15 protein-coding genes are annotated in these 21,400 nt (G+C 31.6%); 4 read left to right on the top strand and 11 right to left on the bottom strand.

The window, feature by feature from the left end; all coding sequences use genetic code 11:
- Window positions 1-13: 13 nt before the first annotated feature.
- The 9 genes from QYS47_RS08685 to QYS47_RS08725 form a co-directional block, all read right to left on the bottom strand.
- Entirely contained in the window at window positions 14-964 is a 951-nt protein-coding gene (locus QYS47_RS08685) for an alpha/beta fold hydrolase (protein WP_322345549.1), read from the bottom strand.
- Window positions 965-978: 14 nt separating this feature from the next.
- On the bottom strand, window positions 979-1,422 hold the full coding sequence (locus QYS47_RS08690) for a GNAT family N-acetyltransferase (protein ID WP_322345551.1): 444 nt from the start codon (window positions 1,420-1,422) through the stop codon (window positions 979-981).
- Entirely contained in the window at window positions 1,423-4,593 is a 3,171-nt protein-coding gene (locus QYS47_RS08695) for a M1 family aminopeptidase (RefSeq protein ID WP_322345553.1), read from the bottom strand.
- Between the two features lie 12 nt (window positions 4,594-4,605).
- Window positions 4,606-5,469, bottom strand: coding sequence for an ABC transporter ATP-binding protein (locus tag QYS47_RS08700; RefSeq protein WP_322345554.1), 864 nt, complete (start codon window positions 5,467-5,469; stop codon window positions 4,606-4,608).
- 4 nt (window positions 5,470-5,473) lie between these two features.
- Entirely contained in the window at window positions 5,474-6,610 is a 1,137-nt protein-coding gene (locus QYS47_RS08705; RefSeq protein ID WP_322345556.1) for an alpha/beta hydrolase, read from the bottom strand.
- Between the two features lie 5 nt (window positions 6,611-6,615).
- Window positions 6,616-7,797 (bottom strand): serine hydrolase domain-containing protein, encoded by a 1,182-nt coding sequence (locus tag QYS47_RS08710; protein WP_322345558.1) that lies wholly within the window; start codon window positions 7,795-7,797, stop codon window positions 6,616-6,618.
- 17 nt (window positions 7,798-7,814) lie between these two features.
- Window positions 7,815-8,159 (bottom strand): 5-carboxymethyl-2-hydroxymuconate Delta-isomerase, encoded by a 345-nt coding sequence (locus tag QYS47_RS08715; RefSeq protein ID WP_322345560.1) that lies wholly within the window; start codon window positions 8,157-8,159, stop codon window positions 7,815-7,817.
- Window positions 8,160-8,267: 108 nt separating this feature from the next.
- Window positions 8,268-9,230 (bottom strand): NAD(P)-dependent alcohol dehydrogenase, encoded by a 963-nt coding sequence (locus QYS47_RS08720; protein ID WP_322345562.1) that lies wholly within the window; start codon window positions 9,228-9,230, stop codon window positions 8,268-8,270.
- 47 nt (window positions 9,231-9,277) lie between these two features.
- Entirely contained in the window at window positions 9,278-9,982 is a 705-nt protein-coding gene (locus tag QYS47_RS08725; protein WP_322345563.1) for a DUF4386 domain-containing protein, read from the bottom strand.
- Between the two features lie 538 nt (window positions 9,983-10,520).
- On the opposite strand from QYS47_RS08725, the gene QYS47_RS08730 reads away from it, so the two are divergent.
- The 3 genes from QYS47_RS08730 (at window position 10,521) to QYS47_RS08740 (ending at window position 16,469) form a co-directional block, all read left to right on the top strand.
- Window positions 10,521-12,512 carry a DUF3857 domain-containing protein gene (locus QYS47_RS08730; protein WP_322345565.1) on the top strand — a complete coding sequence of 664 codons (1,992 nt, stop codon included), beginning with the start codon at window positions 10,521-10,523 and terminating at the stop codon, window positions 12,510-12,512.
- A gap of 100 nt (window positions 12,513-12,612) precedes the next feature.
- Window positions 12,613-14,604, top strand: coding sequence for a hypothetical protein (locus tag QYS47_RS08735; RefSeq protein WP_322345566.1), 1,992 nt, complete (start codon window positions 12,613-12,615; stop codon window positions 14,602-14,604).
- Between the two features lie 68 nt (window positions 14,605-14,672).
- The gene (locus tag QYS47_RS08740; RefSeq protein ID WP_322345567.1) at window positions 14,673-16,469 is read left to right on the top strand and encodes a DUF3857 domain-containing protein; all 1,797 of its coding nucleotides are present in this window, start codon (window positions 14,673-14,675) and stop codon (window positions 16,467-16,469) included.
- Window positions 16,470-16,514: 45 nt separating this feature from the next.
- On the opposite strand, the gene QYS47_RS08745 is transcribed toward QYS47_RS08740, so the two are convergent.
- The gene (locus QYS47_RS08745; protein WP_322345569.1) at window positions 16,515-17,300 is read right to left on the bottom strand and encodes a hypothetical protein; all 786 of its coding nucleotides are present in this window, start codon (window positions 17,298-17,300) and stop codon (window positions 16,515-16,517) included.
- 222 nt (window positions 17,301-17,522) lie between these two features.
- Between QYS47_RS08745 and QYS47_RS08750 the strand changes: the two genes are divergently transcribed.
- Window positions 17,523-19,382, top strand: a complete 1,860-nt coding sequence (locus tag QYS47_RS08750; RefSeq protein WP_322345570.1) for a tetratricopeptide repeat-containing sensor histidine kinase — start codon at window positions 17,523-17,525, stop codon at window positions 19,380-19,382.
- A gap of 13 nt (window positions 19,383-19,395) precedes the next feature.
- Here QYS47_RS08750 and serA read toward each other — a convergent pair whose 3' ends face one another.
- Window positions 19,396-21,282, bottom strand: coding sequence for a phosphoglycerate dehydrogenase (gene serA / locus QYS47_RS08755; RefSeq protein WP_322345571.1), 1,887 nt, complete (start codon window positions 21,280-21,282; stop codon window positions 19,396-19,398).
- Window positions 21,283-21,400: the final 118 nt, after the last annotated feature.

Below are 21,400 nucleotides of genomic sequence, written 5' to 3' on the forward strand. Positions count from 1 at the left end.
CTCTATTTCACTTTTAATCTGCATGTTGTTCTAACCATCTTAATATTGTTTGATTTGTTTCTTCTGGTAATTCTTGCTGAATCCAATGACCGCAATCAAGACTGACTTCATCCAAATTAGGAGCAAAATCCTTTAAGGTTTGAGACTTTGGAATCAAATCACGATTTCCATAAATCATAAGTGTAGGATGTTGGATCAATGGTTTGACGTCTGCTAACAAGTGCCAATTTCTATCCATGTTTCTATACCAATTAATGCTTCCTGTAAACCCTGATGACTCAAATGCAGAAACGAAAACAGACAATTCACGATCACTTAATAAAGGCTCCCCAAGTGGTTTTTCTGCTCTTGCAAGATTAATCATCAACATTCCTGGTTCTGGAGGAGTAAGAGGAACATTTTTCCGAAATATGTTACGAATGAACCGAGATGTATTTTCATTCATTATTGCATCTGCTATCCCTGGTTGTTTATTGAAGTGAACAAAATAGAAATCTTCACCAAAAAAATCTTCCATAAACTCAATCCATGGTTTTTCTCCTCGCTCTTGATAAGGTAAGGCCAAGTTTATAATTTTGTTTACACGATCGGGATGTAATAATGCAAGATTCCATACTACATTGGCACCCCAGTCATGACCTATAAAAGTTGCATCTTTATAGCCGTAATAATCAAGTAAAGCAACTAAGTCATCGGTTAAATGTATTATATCAAAATCTGATATTTCTGCAGGTCTAGATGAATTACCGTAACCTCTCTGATTTGGTACAATGACATGGTAGCCAGCATTTACTAGAGCCGGAATTTGATGGCGCCAGGAAAAAGCGTGTTCAGGAAAGCCATGACAGAGTACTATGGGATTTTCTTTATTTTGTTGTCCTGCTTCAAATACTTCCAATTCGACATTGTTGACAGAAATTAGTGTCGATTTAGGAAAATCAACTGAATAAAAAATTGATTTCATTTCGTTTGTTATTTTTATTTTATTAATTCCATATGTAAAATTGGATACGGTTTTCCAGAGGCATCCAATTCAGATCGTCCTATGGTTTCAAAGCCACAATGTTTATAAAATCCAACAGCTTGTTCATTCTGTTCATTCACATCTACTTTGTTAACGTTTAAATTTTTCAGTACAAATTCCAATAAGGTTTTACCTATTCTTTTCCCTCTATGTGCTGGGTCGATAAATAACATCTCTAGATTTCCATCAGCTACACCTACAAAACCTAGTATTTTATGATCTCTATCTCTGCAACATCTTAACTCAACAGCATTTAGATAGGTGTTTAAAATTAGTGGCTTAAAATAGGCTATATCATCTTCTTTTAAAAAATGATGTGTTGCTCTTACAGACGCTTCCCATAGCTCAACAACTTTATAATATTCAGATTTGTCGATGTAGTCAATTCTATGTTTCATTTAGATTACCTTAAATAATTTGTCAATTTCAGATATAATACTATCGTTTGGTACAACTTTATAAAGCTCACCTAACAAATCTAATGAGGTTGGTTTCTTGGGGTATTTGTTATTGTTTAAAAAACTCCTAAGAGCCTCATTTACTTTATCTTCCCCAATTAATTCACTAAGTTTCACCATGGCAATTGCGCCTTTAGAATAAGCAATGTGTGTATATCCGGGCTTCACTTTATAAAGCGGTTGGTTGTCATACAAACCTTTCTCGTTATCATAAATTTGCCTATGAATCTCTAATCGTTCCTTCATTTTTTCACGACCATGCATTTTCTTGTAGATCATCATTTCAGTATACATCGCCAAAGTCTCGGTGAGCATTGTAGCACCTTCTCTATAATCTGGGTTTATTTGGCTATTTCCCCACCAGAGATGAGAAAGTTCATGTCCTGCTAGTTCGTTGATTACATCTTGCTCGTCATCTCCGTCCAGATTCGAATGAAATATCATATCTTCAGTCATGAATACCGTAGAGGGATATGCTGTTGCTGCAAAACCTGAAGTAAAAGCGGATATTTCAACAAAATTGACGGTTTTAAAAGGGTAAGAACCAAAATTCTCTATGCAATAATCTAGGGTGGTTTTAACATTTTCGATAAGATGCTCTACATTCTCAAAGTGCTTTTTTGAATAGAATATATGAATAGTAATGTTTTTATGTTGAATGGATTTATGTTCATATTCTGCAGAAGCTAATGCAAAACGGAAAGGTATTTTTTCTGCACCATAGGTGAAATAATTTCTGCTGTTTTCAGACCATTGCTCTATTAAATCTCCAGTACCTAAAGCGGTTTGGGATTTTTCAGTGGAAATGGTCATTTCCAAATTGATGAAATCATTTTTCACTATCTCTGGACTTTCTAATGCTTTCAACTGTGAAGCTTTACCTAAATTAAATTCAGCTCGTTTTTCCTCATCGTCAATTTCTCTATCGTTTTGATATCCAAGCCTTGGGTAGTAGTTACTGATTCTCATAAAAGAACCATTTTTAATAATAGCATTATAAGACTGATGACCGTTAACAGCAAACCATTTGTAGGACAGGTTAAAGGTTAAACTAGCTTCTTCATTAGGTTGCAATGGTTGATTCAAGCTAATCTCTGTGACATGCTCTTCAATTTGTAATTTATCGGAGTTACTTTTAAATAAAGCTGATTCAATATTCAAATCTGGATGAAAATTGATTAAAACCTTATGAATGGGCTCATTGGTGTTGTTTCTTAAAACATAACTTCCATTTATTTCATAGGCGTTTTTAGAAGGGTAAAGATGAATACCTGTCGTTAAGTCGGTAATGATTGGCTGCGGAATATCTTCATATTTTCTATAGGCCTTTTCATATTGTACTACTTCTGAAATCGATTGTTCTTCATTTTTGGAGGAAAATCCTTTCATAAAAAGTAAGCCATTAGCAAGCCCCAAGATAACTACTCCTAAAACGATCCAAGATTTTCTCGTGGAAAAGACTTTTGTCTTTACAAGATCATTTACAAACCAGAGTAAAGCCATTAGGCCAAATCCAAATATGAGGCGCTGAGAGAACGCTAAAAGATAGATTCCATAGCCATTGAAATCACTATAGATTCCATTATAACCTGAAAATACATGGAACAATGGATATGAAAAGATATAATTCGACAAGGGACTCGCCAAAGCGAAAACGCTCACAGTAGAAATCCCTAAACTAATATAGCGGTTATTAATAGTATCATTTATCAATAACAAAAAGGCTGAAAAAAGAATTAACGGAAAAGCATTGAAAATAAAGACCCCTAAATAAGCTTTCCAGTCAAAACTAAAATAGCCATAACTTAATTGAAAAATCAGTCCTTCAATGATGAGAACCATTGTAAAAAAACAAACCAGTATTGTTGCTGAGATAAAATGGCCCTTTAATTTGTTTTTTGAAAAATAGATGCTTTTTTCAATTAAATTGAAATTAGAAGCATGACTTCTCCAATATAAATCATTAACAAAATAGGCTAATATCAAGAGGCCTAATAAATGGAAGTTTGTTGAAATTGCAGTAGCTAGAAGACCAGATGTTGCATATTTTTCAGGTAATCGTACACCCTTATCAATGGCGGTATACATTTCCATCCCTATAAAAAAAATAAGTAATAAGGTGACAGCAACAATGATTACACTCTTAAAAAGATAAATTAAATCTAATTTTGTAAAGGATAAAGCCGATTTAAAATCCATAATACTACCAAAATTCAACTCTGGGCTTGGTATCGAATTTAAACTTAAATTACTATTTACTATCCTGATTTTTGTGCTCTTCTTAGCTTTATTACTTTGTTTTCTTGAAAATGAAAAAAAGCTATAACTGCTCCATAAAAGCAATCCGGATATGAATAGAATAATCCCTCGATTAAATAAGAGCATATTTTTTAATGGAACAATAGATTCATTTTTTTGAGATACAGAAAATGATCTTGCCTCAAAAAAGTAGGCGGATAGTCCAAATGGATCCAATATTGCAGATATTTGCTGTGCTTCAAGCGATTGTGGCATACTCCCTGACATAAAAGGAGAGTTAGAAAATACCAATAATACCATATAAAAGACATAAAGTAATAGCCCACCAGTCACTACTAATAATTTTCTTTGTGTAGTGAATGCTGTAAAGAATAGAAAACTGCAAACAAATAGTGAATTGAGTAAGCCAAATACCAGTAATGGATATAGATAATGCCATAGATTTAAGCCTACCTGAATTTCATCACCCGACCGCAAATTTTGGCCTATGACAAAGCCCATAATTAATAAGACGAAACTTAAAAATGTTTTTAGGTAAAAGAACAAAAATTTACCTTCTAAATAGGTCATTTTTGAAAAAGGCAGTGAGAAAATCACCAAATCAAACTTAGTATCCCATTCTTTGAATAATAGTTGATTAGCATATAGAATGGCAAAAAATATAATCGACAGGCTAAGCATTCCCATCATAAAACCAATTGTGTAAGGAGAATTTAGATAAATACCTTCGCCTACAGTCATGTTGAATTTATTCCCGCAGAAAACTCCTAATATCACAATGACTAAAGCCATTGGATATACAGCCCACCGTTTTGCTATCTGATCTAACTCGTATTGAAATATGGTATTCATATTGTAAATGATTTAGGCAAGCGTTTTAAAATAGACATGCTCCAGAAGAGGCGTTACAGGCTCAAAACCTGTAGGTTCCGTTTCCGAAAAGATGGTGATATACAGCTCACGCTCAATTAATTGCTTACTAATGACTTGATATTTTGATTGATACTTATCCAGATGATCGCTTTTGATGGGCTTTGACCAGATCTTGTTTCTCAGTTCATCAATCAGTTCTTTAGGTTTACCTGTTTTTAATACTTGCCCCTTGTTCATAATGGTCATTTCTGAACATAGATTTTTTACATCTTCAACTAAATGCGTAGACAGAATTACGATAACCTCACTACTGATATCGCTTAATAACATATTGAATCGGTTGCGCTCTTCAGGATCCAGACCAGCAGTAGGTTCATCTACAATAACAATTTTAGGTTTTCCAAGTAAGGCTTGAGCCACACCAAAACGCTGTTTCATTCCGCCTGAAAATGTATGTACTTCTTTATTCCTAAAATCCCATAGATTTACTTTTTCTAATAAAAGTCGAATTTGGGCTTCACGTTCATCCTTGTTCTCGATGCCTTTCAAAATAGCGATATGATGTAACAAATCATATGCGCTTACTTTAGGGTACACTCCAAAATCTTGGGGTAGAAATCCTAATTTTTTTTGGATATAGTCAGGTTTACTTACAATATCTACATCATTAAAATCAATACTGCCAGAGGTTGGCTTTTGGAGTCCAACGATGGTTTTCATCAAAGAAGATTTTCCAGCACCATTTGGGCCAAGTAAACCAAACATTCCATTCTTAATTTCCAAGGAAATATTTTGAATTGCTTGATGACCGTTTTTATAAGTGAGTTCTAGGTTATTAATTTTTAATGTATTCATAGTATTATTCCTTAATTTGGTTGATTGCAATTGCTTTCTTTTTCAATAATATTTCTGAATGGGGATACTTTTTTAATAAAAGATCATATAAGGCAATGGCTTCTTTAAAATGCTTGTGTTTTTCATAAAAGTTTGCAAAATTGTAAACGGCATATTCCATATTACCATTCATCAAGTCATTTAAGAATTCTGTTTTATGTAAGTTATTTATCAGTGTTTCAAAGTGATAGAAATCTTCTGCTCTCATCGCACATCTAATGATTGTAAATTTAGACCATAAAGAAAGCTCTGGAGAAAAGCCATGTCTTCTGGCTCTTTCCACTACATAATGATTGGCATAATCCATACCACCTGCATTTACAAAATTTTGAAGTTTGTTAGTTTCAAATTCTGGGTAGAATTGGAAGTGATTTCGAATTCCATGATAAAGGGTAGGGTAGGCAGTTGATTGATGTTGTTCTATTTCAAGATTTAAGAAAGACCAGTGCAATCCTTTAATATGTTTTTGTGACAGTAATGAGTCTAATTTGATGGCACTATGTTTTACATCATATTCATCTGGACTTACAGAAAAATATAGATTAGTATGTAATGTTGAAACATCGTTTAACTTATCTATGGAATCTATTATTGGGTAACCACTTGCCATGATATGTCCATCAAACAAAGTTGGGGTTGATAGCATGGTATTAAACACCATACTTGCACCATATTCCCAGCCAAAAATTAGGTTTTCATCATTAGTTCTAAAATTTAGATCTATATATTCTGTAAGTTCATTTTCAAGAAACTCAATAAACCTTTCTTTGCCATCTCCTAAATCTTGAAACCGTTTTGGATAGTCCGTATTAATTCCAACAACTATAAAATCTGGAGTTAATTGAAACTGATTGAAAGTTTGACTTAAACTCACAGCATACAAAAAAAACCGTTGACCATCTAACACATAAAGCACTGGGTATTTTTCTTCTGAATTTTTATAATGAGGTGGAAGATAAATTTGTATTTGTCGCTCCTCGTTTAATACCTTTGATTTAATATAGTGATTGGTACCTACAATATTATTGGTGTGATTGTTTTGGGCAATGCCAAAAATACCAGATAAATAGCAAATTATGAATACAACTGTTGCTTTTTTCATTTACGCTAATGTTCAAATTGGTTACTGTACTTTAAAAGAGCGCGGTATATTTCTCTAACTGATTGCATATCGTTTTCGGTCTCAGATGAATTGGCGAAAACGATGATTCCACGTTTGTTTTTCTTCATAAAATAGGCATGAGATATAACTCCAGGATCGTTACCACTGTGTCCTATTTTTTCATCATCAATATTCCAAAACATATTCTTTTTAAAATTATCATTACTAGGGTCTTTTACCATGTTTGCGTAGCTAGAAGCTTTTATAACATTTTGTTCTCCACAATAGCCTTTGATTACAGCAGACAAAAACTTACTAAAATCTTCAATATTTGTCATAAAACCGCCATCACCATAGGTGATAAACTCATAATTTGGGATTGGATAACCATACCAATATAATGTTGACCTATTTTTTAATGGATTGCTTTTTGAATGCCAACCTGAGGCATTCATTTGTAATGGGTTTAAAATATGCTTTTGAAGAAAATCTGTGTAACTAGCACCACTTACAAGTTCAATGATATAGGCGGCTATATTGGCTCCCATATTACTGTACTTATAAGAAGTTCCGGGGGCATTATTAGAGAAATTTTCAGGAGTATACCATATTCCTGCAGTATTGTATTGGTTTTTAATAAAGTTTGATGCAGACATCATTTTATTGTTGTTAAAACGCTTGATGTCTTCCTTTACATTTTGTTGTATATTTTCAGGAAGGTGCTTATAAAATTGTGGAATACTATCATTAAATATATAAATCCTATTATAATCATCACTATCTAAAATACTCGATGTATGATTTGCTAATTGCCTAATTGTAATGGGGTTGGTCTTATACCTTGGATTATATATTTTAAAAGGTAAATACGTATTAATTGCCTCATCTAGCTGTAATAAATCAAGTTCCTGAGCTTTCATTAAAGCAATGCCTAATAACGTCTTAGAAATTGATGCAATAGGCTGTACAGTATTAGTTGTATAAGGTTTTTCTAGTTCTTTGTTTGAATACCCAAATCCTTTTGAATAAACAATACTATCCTTGTTTAAAATAGCCACACCAAAACCTACAAGAGTGCTTTTATTGTAAATCTGCTCCAATTCGCTCGTGATTAATCTGCTTTGGTTTTGTGACACGCCCGAAGAAGATATCAAGAGAAAAATTATTAATGTTAAAAGGGTTTTCATAATTACGAATTTTGTTTTTAAACCATTTTTTTGTTACGATAAGTCGCTTTCTCAAAATCCCTTATGTTTATAGAAATAATAGGTACTTCAGGAAACATTGCTTTAAGCTCTAAAACTATTTGTTTTGAGAGGTTCGCTTTCTGTTCTGTATTTCGGCCTTGCATAATATTGGCAAAGACATGGATGAAGTTATCACTTGTATTTCCAGTCGTATAATATTGGAATGGATTGATTCTTACTTTAATGTCTTCAGGAGTAAAAAATCCAGTTGATTCAGCTGTATCATACACTTTTTGCATGATATTGTCTGGTGTCTCTAATTTAATAATCTGCTCAGAGCAGTCTATTACAAAATGTGGCATGATTAATTATTTTAATTAATGACTTAATCTTGATTTTACAGGGGTAAATGTATAATCCGGATTGTAGAAAAAAATTAAGGTATCTTAAGAAAGCATAAATGTCCCAGATTATTTCTCTTTCTTTTCACCATAATTTTCCTCATCAGGGTCAATGTTAATGATGACATTTCCTTTTTTTCGTCCGGATACTATATATTGAAAAGCAGATTCTATTTCGGTCATTTCAAAGGATCTATCAATCACTATAGATAGTTTCCGCTCTGCATTTATAGCAATGATTTCTTTTAATCTTTCTTTAGTAGAACTGGCAATTCCCATAACATAGCGATATGATGAAAATATATTTGTGATTTTTCGAAGGACAGAACTAAGATTTAATTGAGTGGTAACAAAGGCTCCTCTTTTTGCAACTAACTTTGAGAACTTGTGATAGTCGAGCTTTCCTACACAATCAAAAATAATATCAAATTTATGGTCTAGATTTTTAAAGGTATTAGTATTGTAATCTAATACAATATCTGCCCCTAGAGTATCAACCATTGTCATATTTTTTTTGCTACAGACTGCGGTAACATGAAGTCCTAATCTCTTAGCAATTTGAACAGCATATGACCCAACACTCCCTGATGCTCCATAGATCAAGATGTTTTGACCTCTTGAGGCCTTTGCAGCCTTTAAAAAATGGAGTGCTGACATGCTTCCAGTCGGAATAGCTGCCGCATGCTGAAAACTGACATCCTCAGGAATAATGGCCCATACATCTTTAGGACTAAGCTTTATATATTCTGCATGTGCACCAGAATTTTTATATCCAAATATTCTATCTCCCACTTTGAAGTTTGAAACATTTAGACCAAGTTGCTCTATTACACCCGCAAATTCGGACCCAGTTATTGGCATTCCTGATTGCAGCAGCCCCATTTTAATGCTTGCGACATCTCCTGTAGTAAGGGTAGAGGCTTTTACTTTAACCAAAATTTCGTTGTTTTTTAATAAAGGTATTTTGGTTTCTGAGCTTTTAAATGAGCGAATACCCCTAGTTTTTATATAAAATATTGCGTTCATTTTCATGATCTTATCTTTTTAAGTAAATGAAAAGGTATAGTTATTAAGTTATTTTAGAATGTAGTTTTTTTAGTTCCCTTTGTAATTAGGTAAAGACACAAGCCCAACTCAGCAAACACGGCAAAAATCAAGACTAAAATTTGAGAGTATTCTGAATAGAAAGGAATGGTGAAATTGATAATGCAATTAATAAGATATGCAGATCCGGCAACACCTATCGAATAACCCCAGAATTTTGAAATGATCTGAGATTTAATGATTAGATAGCCCATTCCAAAACAATTAATAGCAAAGAAAACGCCACTAATTAGGTATCCGTATTCAAAGGCTAATAAGTCATGTGCTACTGCAGATGCAATTTGTTGCTGCTGATTAAAATTTGCAATTGTAAAACTGTCCAAATACAGTAAAGGAGAAAATAGATTGAGTAGATTGATACCTAATATTGTGGCTTGAACAAGCCTAAATATCGTTGCAGTGATTGCTATTATTTTATTGACTTTGTATAATAAAAAGAAGAATGTTAAAGCGATTAGAACATCACTAATGACCATAATTAAATCAAGCAGGAAACCTACTCTGAATAGCATTTCATTATGAATAATATTCTGAATAGTTTCTAAAGGATTTTGTATATTAATCAATTCAGCTCTTACTGCCATGCCACTTAATAGTCCGCATATTATGATTATCAAGTATAGCACTCCTGTTATTCTAGCTAATGCTGTTTGCGATAGATTTATTTGATATTCACTCATAATTTGGGTTTTATAATTATTTCCAAAATTAGAGCAATGGATTTATACAAAAATTGACTTTGGTTAAGAAGAGAAAATGTAAGAAAAAAATTGTATGGTTTGGTTGGACTAAATCAAATCTACTGAGACCTATGACACAAAGGAACAGAACAAGACAAAAGAGATGAAAAATGAACGGGGGACATTATCCTTATCCCTTTTTGATATTTTCATGATTAATAACTTTTGCAGGATAATCGATTGACTCCGAAAGACCAAAAAGCACTTTTACTAATACTTATACCGATTTTATATATTCACTGTAATAAATTAACAGTCAGTTGTATATGTTGAAATGCATTAACTCCTTCCAAGTGTACTACTCAAGACTTCAAAGGTCGATAAAACCTCTCAGGGATATTTGAGAGGTTTTTTTGTTTTAATTAGAGCCTGATTTACTACATTATTTATCGATATTATTCTTTAAAACTATTTAGTTTAAACTTTTAAATCCTTAGTTATAATCAATATATTCGAGTTTAATTAAATAATGAATTTCATGCTTAAAAGCTTAGTATTACTACTTTCAATCATTTTCCTTACTAGTTCAGTCTACAGTCAAAAATATCCTTTCCAATTAGGTAAAGTTGATAAAAGTCAGTTTGAAATAGATTCTTGTTCATTTTATCCAGAAGCTAAATCTATGATACTTGCTGAATATGGAGATATTGAATTCTTTTACGAGGAAAGAGAGGGATGGAAATACAAATTAAATGTTCGTGTTAGAAAAAAGATCTTTGACAAAAAAGATAACAATAAAATAGAGAAGATTAATATAAAAATTCTAGACTCAGAAAAGGGCAGGCTTGCGGAACATCTATCAAATATCAAAGGCTACATCTATAATATTGTAAATGATAAGATTGAAAGAGAAAAGCTTAATAAAGAGAATATATCTACAAATAGAATAGATGAAAGTCATGTGGAATATAGTTTTAACTTCCCTAATGTTAGAAAAGGAACGGTAATTGAATATTCTTACACTAAGACTTCTCAACTCATTAACAATTTAGAAACTTGGTATTTTCAAAAAGATATTCCTGTAGCTAGCAGTGTATTTATGTATTCACTCCCTGAGTGGTTTAATTATCAGTCTATTCAATTAGGTAATCGCTTTTTAACTGAATTTAAAACTGAAAATTTTCAAAGGGACTACAGAGTTTCATGGTCTAATTTAGGTAAAGATGGTAAACGAAATAGAGGTAGTACTACTATGAGGTCAAATAATCAGGTTACTTATTTAGTAGCTGAAGATGTACCTCCTTTACCAGATGAGCCATTTATGAATAATAAGGATGATTTACTAAGTAGAATAGAGTTTCAGTTAATGTCCATAAACTTTCCTGATGGACCAGTAGATATCATCAATGGGGACTATGCCAAATTTTCAAACGAATTAATGTCAATCAGTTATTTTGGAAAGAGATTATCGCAGGGAAGGTTTATCAAAGATTTAAAATTTGACGCAGATAATGATAAAGAAAAGGCTTTACAAATATATAAACATTTAAACGGTAGACTTTCATGGAATGGAAAATATTCGTTCGCAAGTAATAAATCAAGCAAAACAATATATGATGAAAAAGAAGGAAGCGTTGGGGATTTGAATTTAAGTTTGATAGCTGCGCTAAAAGAAGTTGGTATTGAATCACATCCAGTAATTTTAAGTACGAGAGGAAATGGAATACCACATCCAATATATCCTTCATTCGATCATTTTAATTATGTAATAGCATATCTAAATGTAGATGGAGAAGATATCTTATGTGATTTATCATCAGATTTACCTTTTGGACAATTACCTATGAGGTGCAGAAATGGAAAAGGGTGGTTGGTGAATAATTCTGATAGTAAATGGATTGATTTAAAGCATAATTCTAATTATGCTCAAATGAACGTGATTAAAGCTGAAATAAGGAAAGATTCAATTATAAAATACATTACAAGAAGAAGTGATGGTTATGCTGCAATAAATAGTTTTAAAGATATAAAAGAATACACAAAAGAAGGTTTAATTGAAAAATTAAAATCAAATTATGAGCATGAAGAAGTCAGTAATATAACGGTATCAGATATTGACTATTCGAATTCTTTTGATTTAAAATATGAGGTTAAGTCTCGGTTAAATAATCTTGATATTATAAATTTAGAAATCCCTACAATTGGTACTATAAAGAATAATCCTTTTATTAAAGAAGAACGATTCTCTACTGTTGATTTTGCATATCAACAAAACTACAGAGTATATGCTACATATCTCATTCCAGAAGAGTATGAGGCTGAATTGCCAAAAAGCGTATTAATAAAAATTCCAGATAATGGAGGTCAGTTTATTTTTCAAGTCAGTCAAAGTAAAAACACAATTAGTATAAGAAGTGATATCATGATTATGAAAACAGAATTTTTACCTCAGGAATACCAACAACTCAAACAATTTTATGAGCTTATTGAGGAAAAGCATAATGAGAGGATCGTTCTAAGGAAATTATAGTATTATAGTTAACAATATTTTTAACCGTTAGATATGTATTTACTAATCTTTTAATATTTAATTTTATCAATTATCTTGCTAACATTAAATATTAATTATTATGCTAAAAAACTTATTACTGATTATTTCAACTGTTTTCCTTACTACAGTAGTTTCTGGTCAAAGATATCCATTCAAAGTAGGGAAAATAGATAAAAGTGAATTTGGTCCCGATTCCTGTTCATTTTATCCCGAAGCAAACTCAATGATCATTTCTGAATACGGAGATTTAGATTTCTTTTATACAGAGCAAGACGGATGGAAATATAAACTTAGGGTTGGGGTTAGGAAGAAAGTATTTGATATTACTGACGCTGATGATGTAGCAAATATAAAAATAAGAGCATATGAACCTGAAAAGGGAATGTCAAAAGAAGAGATAGGCTCAATTAAAGCATATTCCTACAATATTGTTGATGGTAAAATTGAAGAAACTAAATTAAGATCAAAAGAGGTATTTAAGAAACGTCTAAGTGATTATTGGGTTGAATATAGTTTTGCAATTCCAAATGTTAAAAAAGGTACTGTAATCGAATATTATTACGAAAAGGACTCTGATTACATCACAAATTTACATACATGGCATTTTCAAAAAGATATTCCGGTAGCCTACAGTGAATTCAGATATTCATTACCTGAGTGGTTTAATTATCAAGCCAATCAATTGGGGAATCTTGTTTTAGCAGAATTTGAAAATGAGGAGAGGAGAAATGATTATAGAATAAGCTGGAATAATATTGGAAGTGATGGTAAAATAAATAGAGGAAGTGGTACAATGACATCTAATGATAGATTCTCTAGAATGATAGCTAAAAATATTTTACCATTAGAAGATGAGCCCTATATGAATAATCGAAGTGATGTGCCAAGTCGCATAGAATTTCAATTAATCTCTACAAATTTCCCAAACAGTGCTATGGAAATGGTAGCAGGCAATTATCCTACTTTTAATAAAGAAATGCTTCAAAGTTCTTCTCTTGGAAGAACCATCGAGAATGGTCGGTTTATTAAAGATTTTGAGCCTTCAAGTTCAGAAGAGCTTGGAAAAGCAGTTGAAATCTATAATCATTTGAATAAACTTTTAAGTTGGAATGAGGTTTATACTTTTTTAAGTAGTGATGCAGGTAGAAAGGTCTATAATGATGAGGTGGGTAATGTTGCAGGTCTTAACCTAACCCTTATTGCAGCATTAAGAGAACATGGAATCAATGCTTTTCCGGTTATTTTAAGTACAAGAGGAAATGGAACTGTTCATCCAGTTTATCCGTCTTACAATGATTTTAATTATTTAATTGCTCTAGTTCAAATTGGAGAAAAGAGCTTCTTTTGTGATTTAACAAGTGGACTTTCATTTGGGTTACTACCAAGAAGATGCAGAAATGGGAATGGTTGGATGGTTAGTGAAAGTGGGGGGGCTTGGATAAACCTTAAACAAAACTCCACTTACTCTAATTACGCAATGATAAAAACTACAGTAGGGTTTGATTCTATAGTAAGCGAAGTCAGCACTAGGGAAAAAGGTTATGCTGCTATTCAAACAATAAATTCTATAAAAAAAGAATCATTAGAAAAATATCAAAATGAATTTTCTTCAGAATTTGAAAACTATGAATTTTCCAAATTTGGGGTATCAGAATTAGATTATTCACAACCCATAGATTTGAAATTTAATTTATCAAAATCAACCGGTGGGAATGAGGTGATTTATCTTGAGACACCCACTTGGAGTACAATTGAAAAAAATCCTTTTAAACAAGAAAATAGGTTTTCATCTATTGACTTTGCCTATTCCCAAAGCTATACTGTATTTAATACATTAACCATACCTGATGGATACAATGCAGAATTGCCAGAAAGCATACTAGTTCGATTACCCGGAGAGGCAGGTTCATTTGTTTTTCAAGTTAGCCAAAATGGAAACATAATAAACTTTAAAAGTGATGTTAAAATAGACAAAACCTTATTTTCAACTTTAGAATATCAGCATCTTAAACAATTCTATGAACTCATTGAGAAGAAGCATTCAGAACTAATTATTTTGAAAAAGATATGAGAACATTTTTTTTTACGATTTTATTCTGTCTAACAAATTTTATTGGATATTCTAGCAGTTCTATAAAAGTGAACTCAACAGTAATAAATAGTAAAAAGACATTTACTATTCATGCAGATAATAAATCGGTAATTAACTATGAATATTCTGCCATTATTCATAATAAATATGCATCTAGAGCAAAACAAGTTATGATTCCATACGATGATTTTACTGAAGTAGAAGATGCAGAGGTATTAATTCTTTCATTAGATGGTAGCAAAATAGATAAGATTAATCTAAAAGATTTTCAAGATTATGCTATGGGCTCAGGAAGTTTGGCTTCAGATGCCAGAGTGAAATATTATGAGCCTTCTTTGAGTTCATATCCTTATATTATTAAGATAAGTTATGAAGTCACAAAAACCGGCTCTCTTCATTTTCCTGTTTGGCAACCTGTTTTTGAAGAAAATATGGAAGTAAAAAGGGCTTCTTTTACAGTGGTGGATAAATCTAATTATGATTTTCATTATAAAGCTTTCAAGCTAAATGAACCCGAGATTACTATAGAAGGAAATACTAAAACATATGCATGGGAAGTTAAAGATTTAGATGCGATTGAGTTTGAATATTTTAATAACTATTTAGCTGACTATGCACCATTATTACAAACTGCACCTAATTTTTTTCAAATGGATGGATTTAAAGGAAGTATGCATTCATGGAAAGATTTTGGAAAATGGATTTCAATATTAAATGCTGAAAGACAAAGCTTAGAAGGAGTAGACCTATCAGATTTAGATCAAAGAGTTTTAAAGGCTTCATCTCAAATGGAGAAAATTGCCATTGTGTATGACTACCTACAAAATAATAATCGATATGTAAGTATTCAATTAGGAATCGGGGGTTGGCAACCCTTTGAAGCGTCTTTTGTACATGAAAAGAAATATGGAGATTGTAAAGCACTATCGAATTATACTCAAGTTTTGCTTGATAGATATGGTATTAGTAGTTATTACACTCTTATTAAGGCTGGTGCTCATCCTACATCAATAAATGAGGATTTTCCTAATGCACATTTCAATCATGCAATAGTTAGTGTTCCTATGGAATCAGATACTATTTTTCTTGAATGCACTTCTCAAACTAACCCATTTGGCTATATAGGTAAATTTACCAGTGATAGAAATGCTCTTATGATTACTCCAGAAGGAGGAAAATTAATACATACTACTAAATATGAACCAGAGGACAATCTTCAAATTACTAAAGTAGAAGTTGATCTTTCTAATGCAATAACTTCTGTAGATTTTTCTAGGAGCTATACTGGAATTGAAATTGATAATTATGGATTTCATAATTTATATGTGAAAGATAGTAAATCAATTGAAGATTGGATGCGGAGAAATCATGAATGGGGCGGAGCTAAATTAGAGAATATAGAGCTCAAGGAAGTACAGGAAGGAAAGGTACCAAAAGCAGGATATAGTCTTATTATAAGTTCTGATAATGAATATGTGAAAATGGGGGATAGAAAATTTTTAAATCCATCTCGATATTTAGATAATTTTTTACCTCATATAAATGATTTGGAAAGGAATACTCCTATAAAAGTGAGATATGGATTTAGTCAGAATGACACTATTGTGTATAAACTAGGAGAGTATCATCAATTGGAGTCTAAATTTGACGAGTTAGAATTTAGGAATAAGTATGGGAGCTATACTCGAAAACTAACAAAAAATGCTGAAGAAGTGATTTATACAAGGCAATTCATTTTTAATGATGGAGAATATCCTAAAGAAGAATATAAGGAATTTCTAGAATTTATAAATAAAGTAAGAAGAGCCGATAACGAAAAGTTTGTATTATTAAGTAAAACTTGATTAGTGAACTTCAAAGCCTCTCAATTCACAATCGAGAGGTTTTTTTTATTTCTTTAAAAAATCAGGGTAAAAGGGATTGCTTTTTCTGTATTTAAATCCTTGAATTATTGATAGTATGGTAATTATAATAGCACAGGAAATAGCAGTATAGGATATAGCTTGAAAAGCTTCCCATTGTTCAACTGCTATGGCGATTAACGCCCAAACTGCTACCGCGTTAAATTCTCTCATAAATCTTGTATAAAGGAAATAAAGAAACAATATCGTAGTGATTAATATCATAATGATAGTCCAAACTTCTTCACTAAATAATGCATTAAAATTTTCAGTTTTTAAATAGGCTGCAATATTGGTAACAGTTGCCACCGTAATCCAACCTGCATATAAACTAATAGGCCACCAAACAAATCCGATGATTGATTTTGGAGCATCCCATTTTTCCATATCTAACTTTACAATGGCTACCATTAATGAGATTAAAATACCTAGCATGCAAAATACAGAAATTAGAAACTGCTCATTTAACCAAAACCATAACCAAGCTCCAGAAGCTACATTTGCCACAATTAACCATATTCCTTGTTGAGCTAATGTATCATTATATTTATTCCGGAACGCTTGAATTAGGTACCAAAAGGCATTAATTAAAAGACCTGTATAAATAATGCCCCAAATAGAAAAAGCATAACCAGCAGGTGTAAACAAGCTATTAATATTATCACTTAATTTTCCCATTTGGTTGCCATTAATAGCACCTGTACTCACAACATAATTCCAATAAATGATAAGAACAACAGATATTAAATTAAGTATTCCAATTAGTTTTTTCATGCTTAAAAAATTTATGGTTCAACAAATAAGAACTTTATATGTTATTATCGTTTAAATTATTTGTATCCAAAGTTAGAAGGTTAAATCTGTGTAAAATTTATTATTATTTTACTATTTTGTTAATTTAAACAAAGAAATTCAACTTTAGAATGATTACCTATAATGAATATTCGATTTAATCATTTCATAGTATTTAGTATATCGATAATAGGTTTAATAATTATGAGTTTGCCTAAATCGTTTTCTCAAAGTATTTCCGAATTAGAAGATTCAATCTATTTAAATCATTTGGATAGGAAAACTAGAATTAGGCTCTATAATTTATTAGCACGAGAGTATTCGTTTGTTAATCAGGTAAAGTCAATTAATAATGCTGAGAAAGCATTAGTTTTATCTAAGGAAATAGATGATTCTGCAGGTATTGCAAGTGCTTACAGAATATTGGGAAGTATTTATTCACAGAATGATAATCACTTCCAAAGTTTGGAGTTCTTTCTACAAGCCTTAGATATATTTAAGAGTAGAAACGACTCTTTAGGAATTGCAAATGTATATGTTTCATTAGGGCATTATTACAAAAGACTTAAAAGAATAGAGGAGCAAATTGACTACCATGAAAAGTCTCTCATTATATTTAGAAGTCTTGGAAATAAGAGCAGAATTGGAGTAGCTACCCATAATTTGGCGGAATCTTATTTATTAGGTGGTGAGTTTGAAAAAAGTCGAGAATTGGTCAAAGAGTCAATTCAAATTAATTCTGATCTTAATAAATTATCAGTTTTATCCTCATGTTACAATATTTTAGGGAAATTAGAATATAAGATCGGAAATAAAGATTCTGCTATTATAAACTTTGAAAAAGTACTAGAGATATCTAAAAAACTAGGTGATAAGTCCCAAAAATTAGCTACAGTAGATGCACTTATAAACCTTTCAGATATCTATTATGAGTTAAATCAAAACCAACTGATGCTTGATTACCTAAAACAAGCAATCGATTATAGTAATTTAACATTATTAGATGATGAGCTTTCAGTTATTTACTTAAAACTCATAAAGTATTATGTAAATTTAGAACAATTCGATTCATTACAATTTTATTTATCTGAATTTCAAAGTATCAATACAAAAAGAAAAGATCTCCAACTGAATAATCAATTTGAATTAATAAAATCTGTTGAGGATTCTTATTATCTGCAAAAAGTGAATGATAAGCTCGAAAAATCAAATTTAATTCAAGCAACTCGGCTCCAGTTAGCCTATTTTGGAATCATTTCTGTACTGATTATTATTATCATATTGGTTTGGTCCCTTTATATTAATATTAAAAAGAATAAAAAGTTGGCGAGACAGCAAATGATAATCCAGACTCAAAAGAATCATTTGGAGAAGCTAAATAACACTAAGAATAAGTTCTTTAGTATTGTAGCTCATGATCTTAAAAGCCCACTCAATTCATTAAAATCATTCACAGATATTTTATCTGATCATTTTGACAGCTTTTCTAAAGAGGATATCAAAAATTTTAGCAATGAGATTAAGACCTCAGTAGGTAATGCCATTAAAATGGCTGATAATCTGATTAATTGGGCAAGAATACAAATGGAGGACGTTAGTGTAGATAAAATTACATTGAATGTAGCTGAAAGTGTTCAACCTATATATGCTCTTTATAGAAACATAGCTTCTAAAAAGGATATTGATTTAAAATTAGAAATAGGAGAAAACTTGAAAATTTGTGTGGATCAAAATCAATTAGAATTTGTGATCCGGAATTTGCTAAATAACGCTATTAAATTTACCAAAAGGGGTGGAGTTATTAAGTTATCTGCTCAGGAATTAAATGATAAAGTAGAAATTATAGTAGAAGATAATGGTGTTGGAATGCCAGATCAAATAAAAGAAAATGTATTCAAATTAGAATCAAAACATAGTATTCGAGGTACCGAAGGTGAAACAGGTACAGGTTTAGGGCTAATGTTATGCCAAGAATTTGTGAATCTAAATGAAGGAGAATTATTAATTGATTCTGAGGAAAATAAAGGAACCACTATAAAGATAAGATTTGATAAAGCTTTATAGTGGTTCTATAATATTAATAAAGTACTCTAAACTTAATGGTGTTATCAATTGCTCTTAGCTCTTTAATTAAATCATCGGAATAAGCCTTTTCAATATCAGTAATAACATAACCAATCTTTTCATTTGTCTTTAAGTATTGCCCAGCAATATTAATCTCATGTTTGGCAAATAATTGATTGATCTTAGCGATGATACCAGGGACATTTTTATGAATATGTATTAATCTGTGCGCATTTTGTAACCTAGGTAAGGTTAAATTCGGAAAATTTACACTATTAGTGGTTGTTCCCGTATTGATATACTCCATGATTCTATTCGGTACAAAGTTGCCTATATTTTCCTGAGCCTCTTCTGTGCTTCCTCCGATATGTGGAGTTAAAATTGTGTTAGGTAGTCCTTTTAGTTCAGATTCAAATGGATCCTTATTACTCTTTGGTTCTTCAGGAAATACATCTACTGCACAACCTTTTATTTTGCCTGATTCTACATTGGTTTTCAATGCTTGAATATCTACTACATGGCCTCTACTTAGATTAATGAATATTACTCCCTCTTTCATTAATTCAAATTCCTTCTCACCAATAATATTTTTGTTTTCAGGCCTGCCATCTACATGTAAACTGATGATATCAGACGTTTCTAGTAATTCTCGAAGACTCCCCATCTTATTTGCATTCCCTAATGCTAGTTTTTCTTCTAAATCATAATAGCAAACATCTAACCCAATGCTTTCAGCAACTACAGAAAGCTGTGCTCCAATATTTCCATATCCAATGATACCCAATTTCTTTCCTCTAATCTCTTTACTACCTATTGCCGATTTATCCCATTTTCCTTGGTGCATTAATACTGACTTATCAAAAATATTACGAGTAAGCATAATAATTTGACCGATGGCAAGCTCAACAACAGATCGTGTATTGCTAAATGGAGCATTAAATACAGCAATACCTTTTTCCTGAGCAGTTTCCAAATCAATTTGATTAGTACCAATGCAGAATGCTCCAATCGCCATTAATCTGTTGGCATTTTCCAACACTTTTGCGGTTACTTGAGTTTTCGATCGGATACCTAAAATAGAAACCCCTTTTATCTTTTCAGCTAATTCATCTTCATCTAATCCCGCAGGATATTCTTCAACAGTGAATCCTTCTTTCTCCAATAACTCAACGCCTTTATGATGAACGTTTTCAAGTAAAAGGACTTTAATTCGATTTTTAGGATATGAGAAAGCAGAATTAATCTTATTTTCAAAAAGTATTTCTTCTAAGGAAGGAGCGATATGATCAGCTTTCTCCATCACTTTTTCACGGCTGACATTTTCAGTAAATGCATAAAATTTATTGGCTAATCCTGCTGCTTTTATTTCGTAATCATTATGACCGTCACCAATTACATAAATATCACCATCAAGGTCTAGTTTTCTGATGATTTCTGCTTTACCGCCATCTCGTGATAAAGGATTTTCTTCATTAAAGCCATTTACCTTTCCCTGATCATCAAAAAGTAAATCGTTCGCAAAAATATGAGATTCTCTGATTCCTAATTCAGTAACAATAGGAGTAATGTATTCTTTAAATCCACTGGATATGACATAAACAGATTTAGCATATTTTTTAAAAAAGTCTTTATTTCTTTCAAATGACTTTGAGACTTGCTTCTTTAATAAATCTATTAAAGGAGATAAATGAGCTTCATGAGCTTCTAATAATAATAATCTTTCTTTCAACGAGTCTCTAAATGAAATTTCACCATTCATTCCTAAATCAGTTAGCTCTTTTATCCTTTTTTCAGCAGCTTCTTTTTGAGGTAAGCCTTGAAGAGAAATAGTAGCCAATAGATCCATTGCTTCTACTCTAGTGAGGGTACTATCAAAATCTATGATGAAATATTTATCCATTGTATTTTAATTTTCTATTTTTCTGAGACTCAAAATTCGCAATATAATGTTGTATTTATATGCATCTATTTTATCTCATAATAATGTTATTTTAACTCAAACCGGTGAGTTTGATTGA

The organism is Marivirga arenosa (assembly GCF_030503875.2).
Classification (GTDB): domain Bacteria; phylum Bacteroidota; class Bacteroidia; order Cytophagales; family Cyclobacteriaceae; genus Marivirga; species Marivirga arenosa.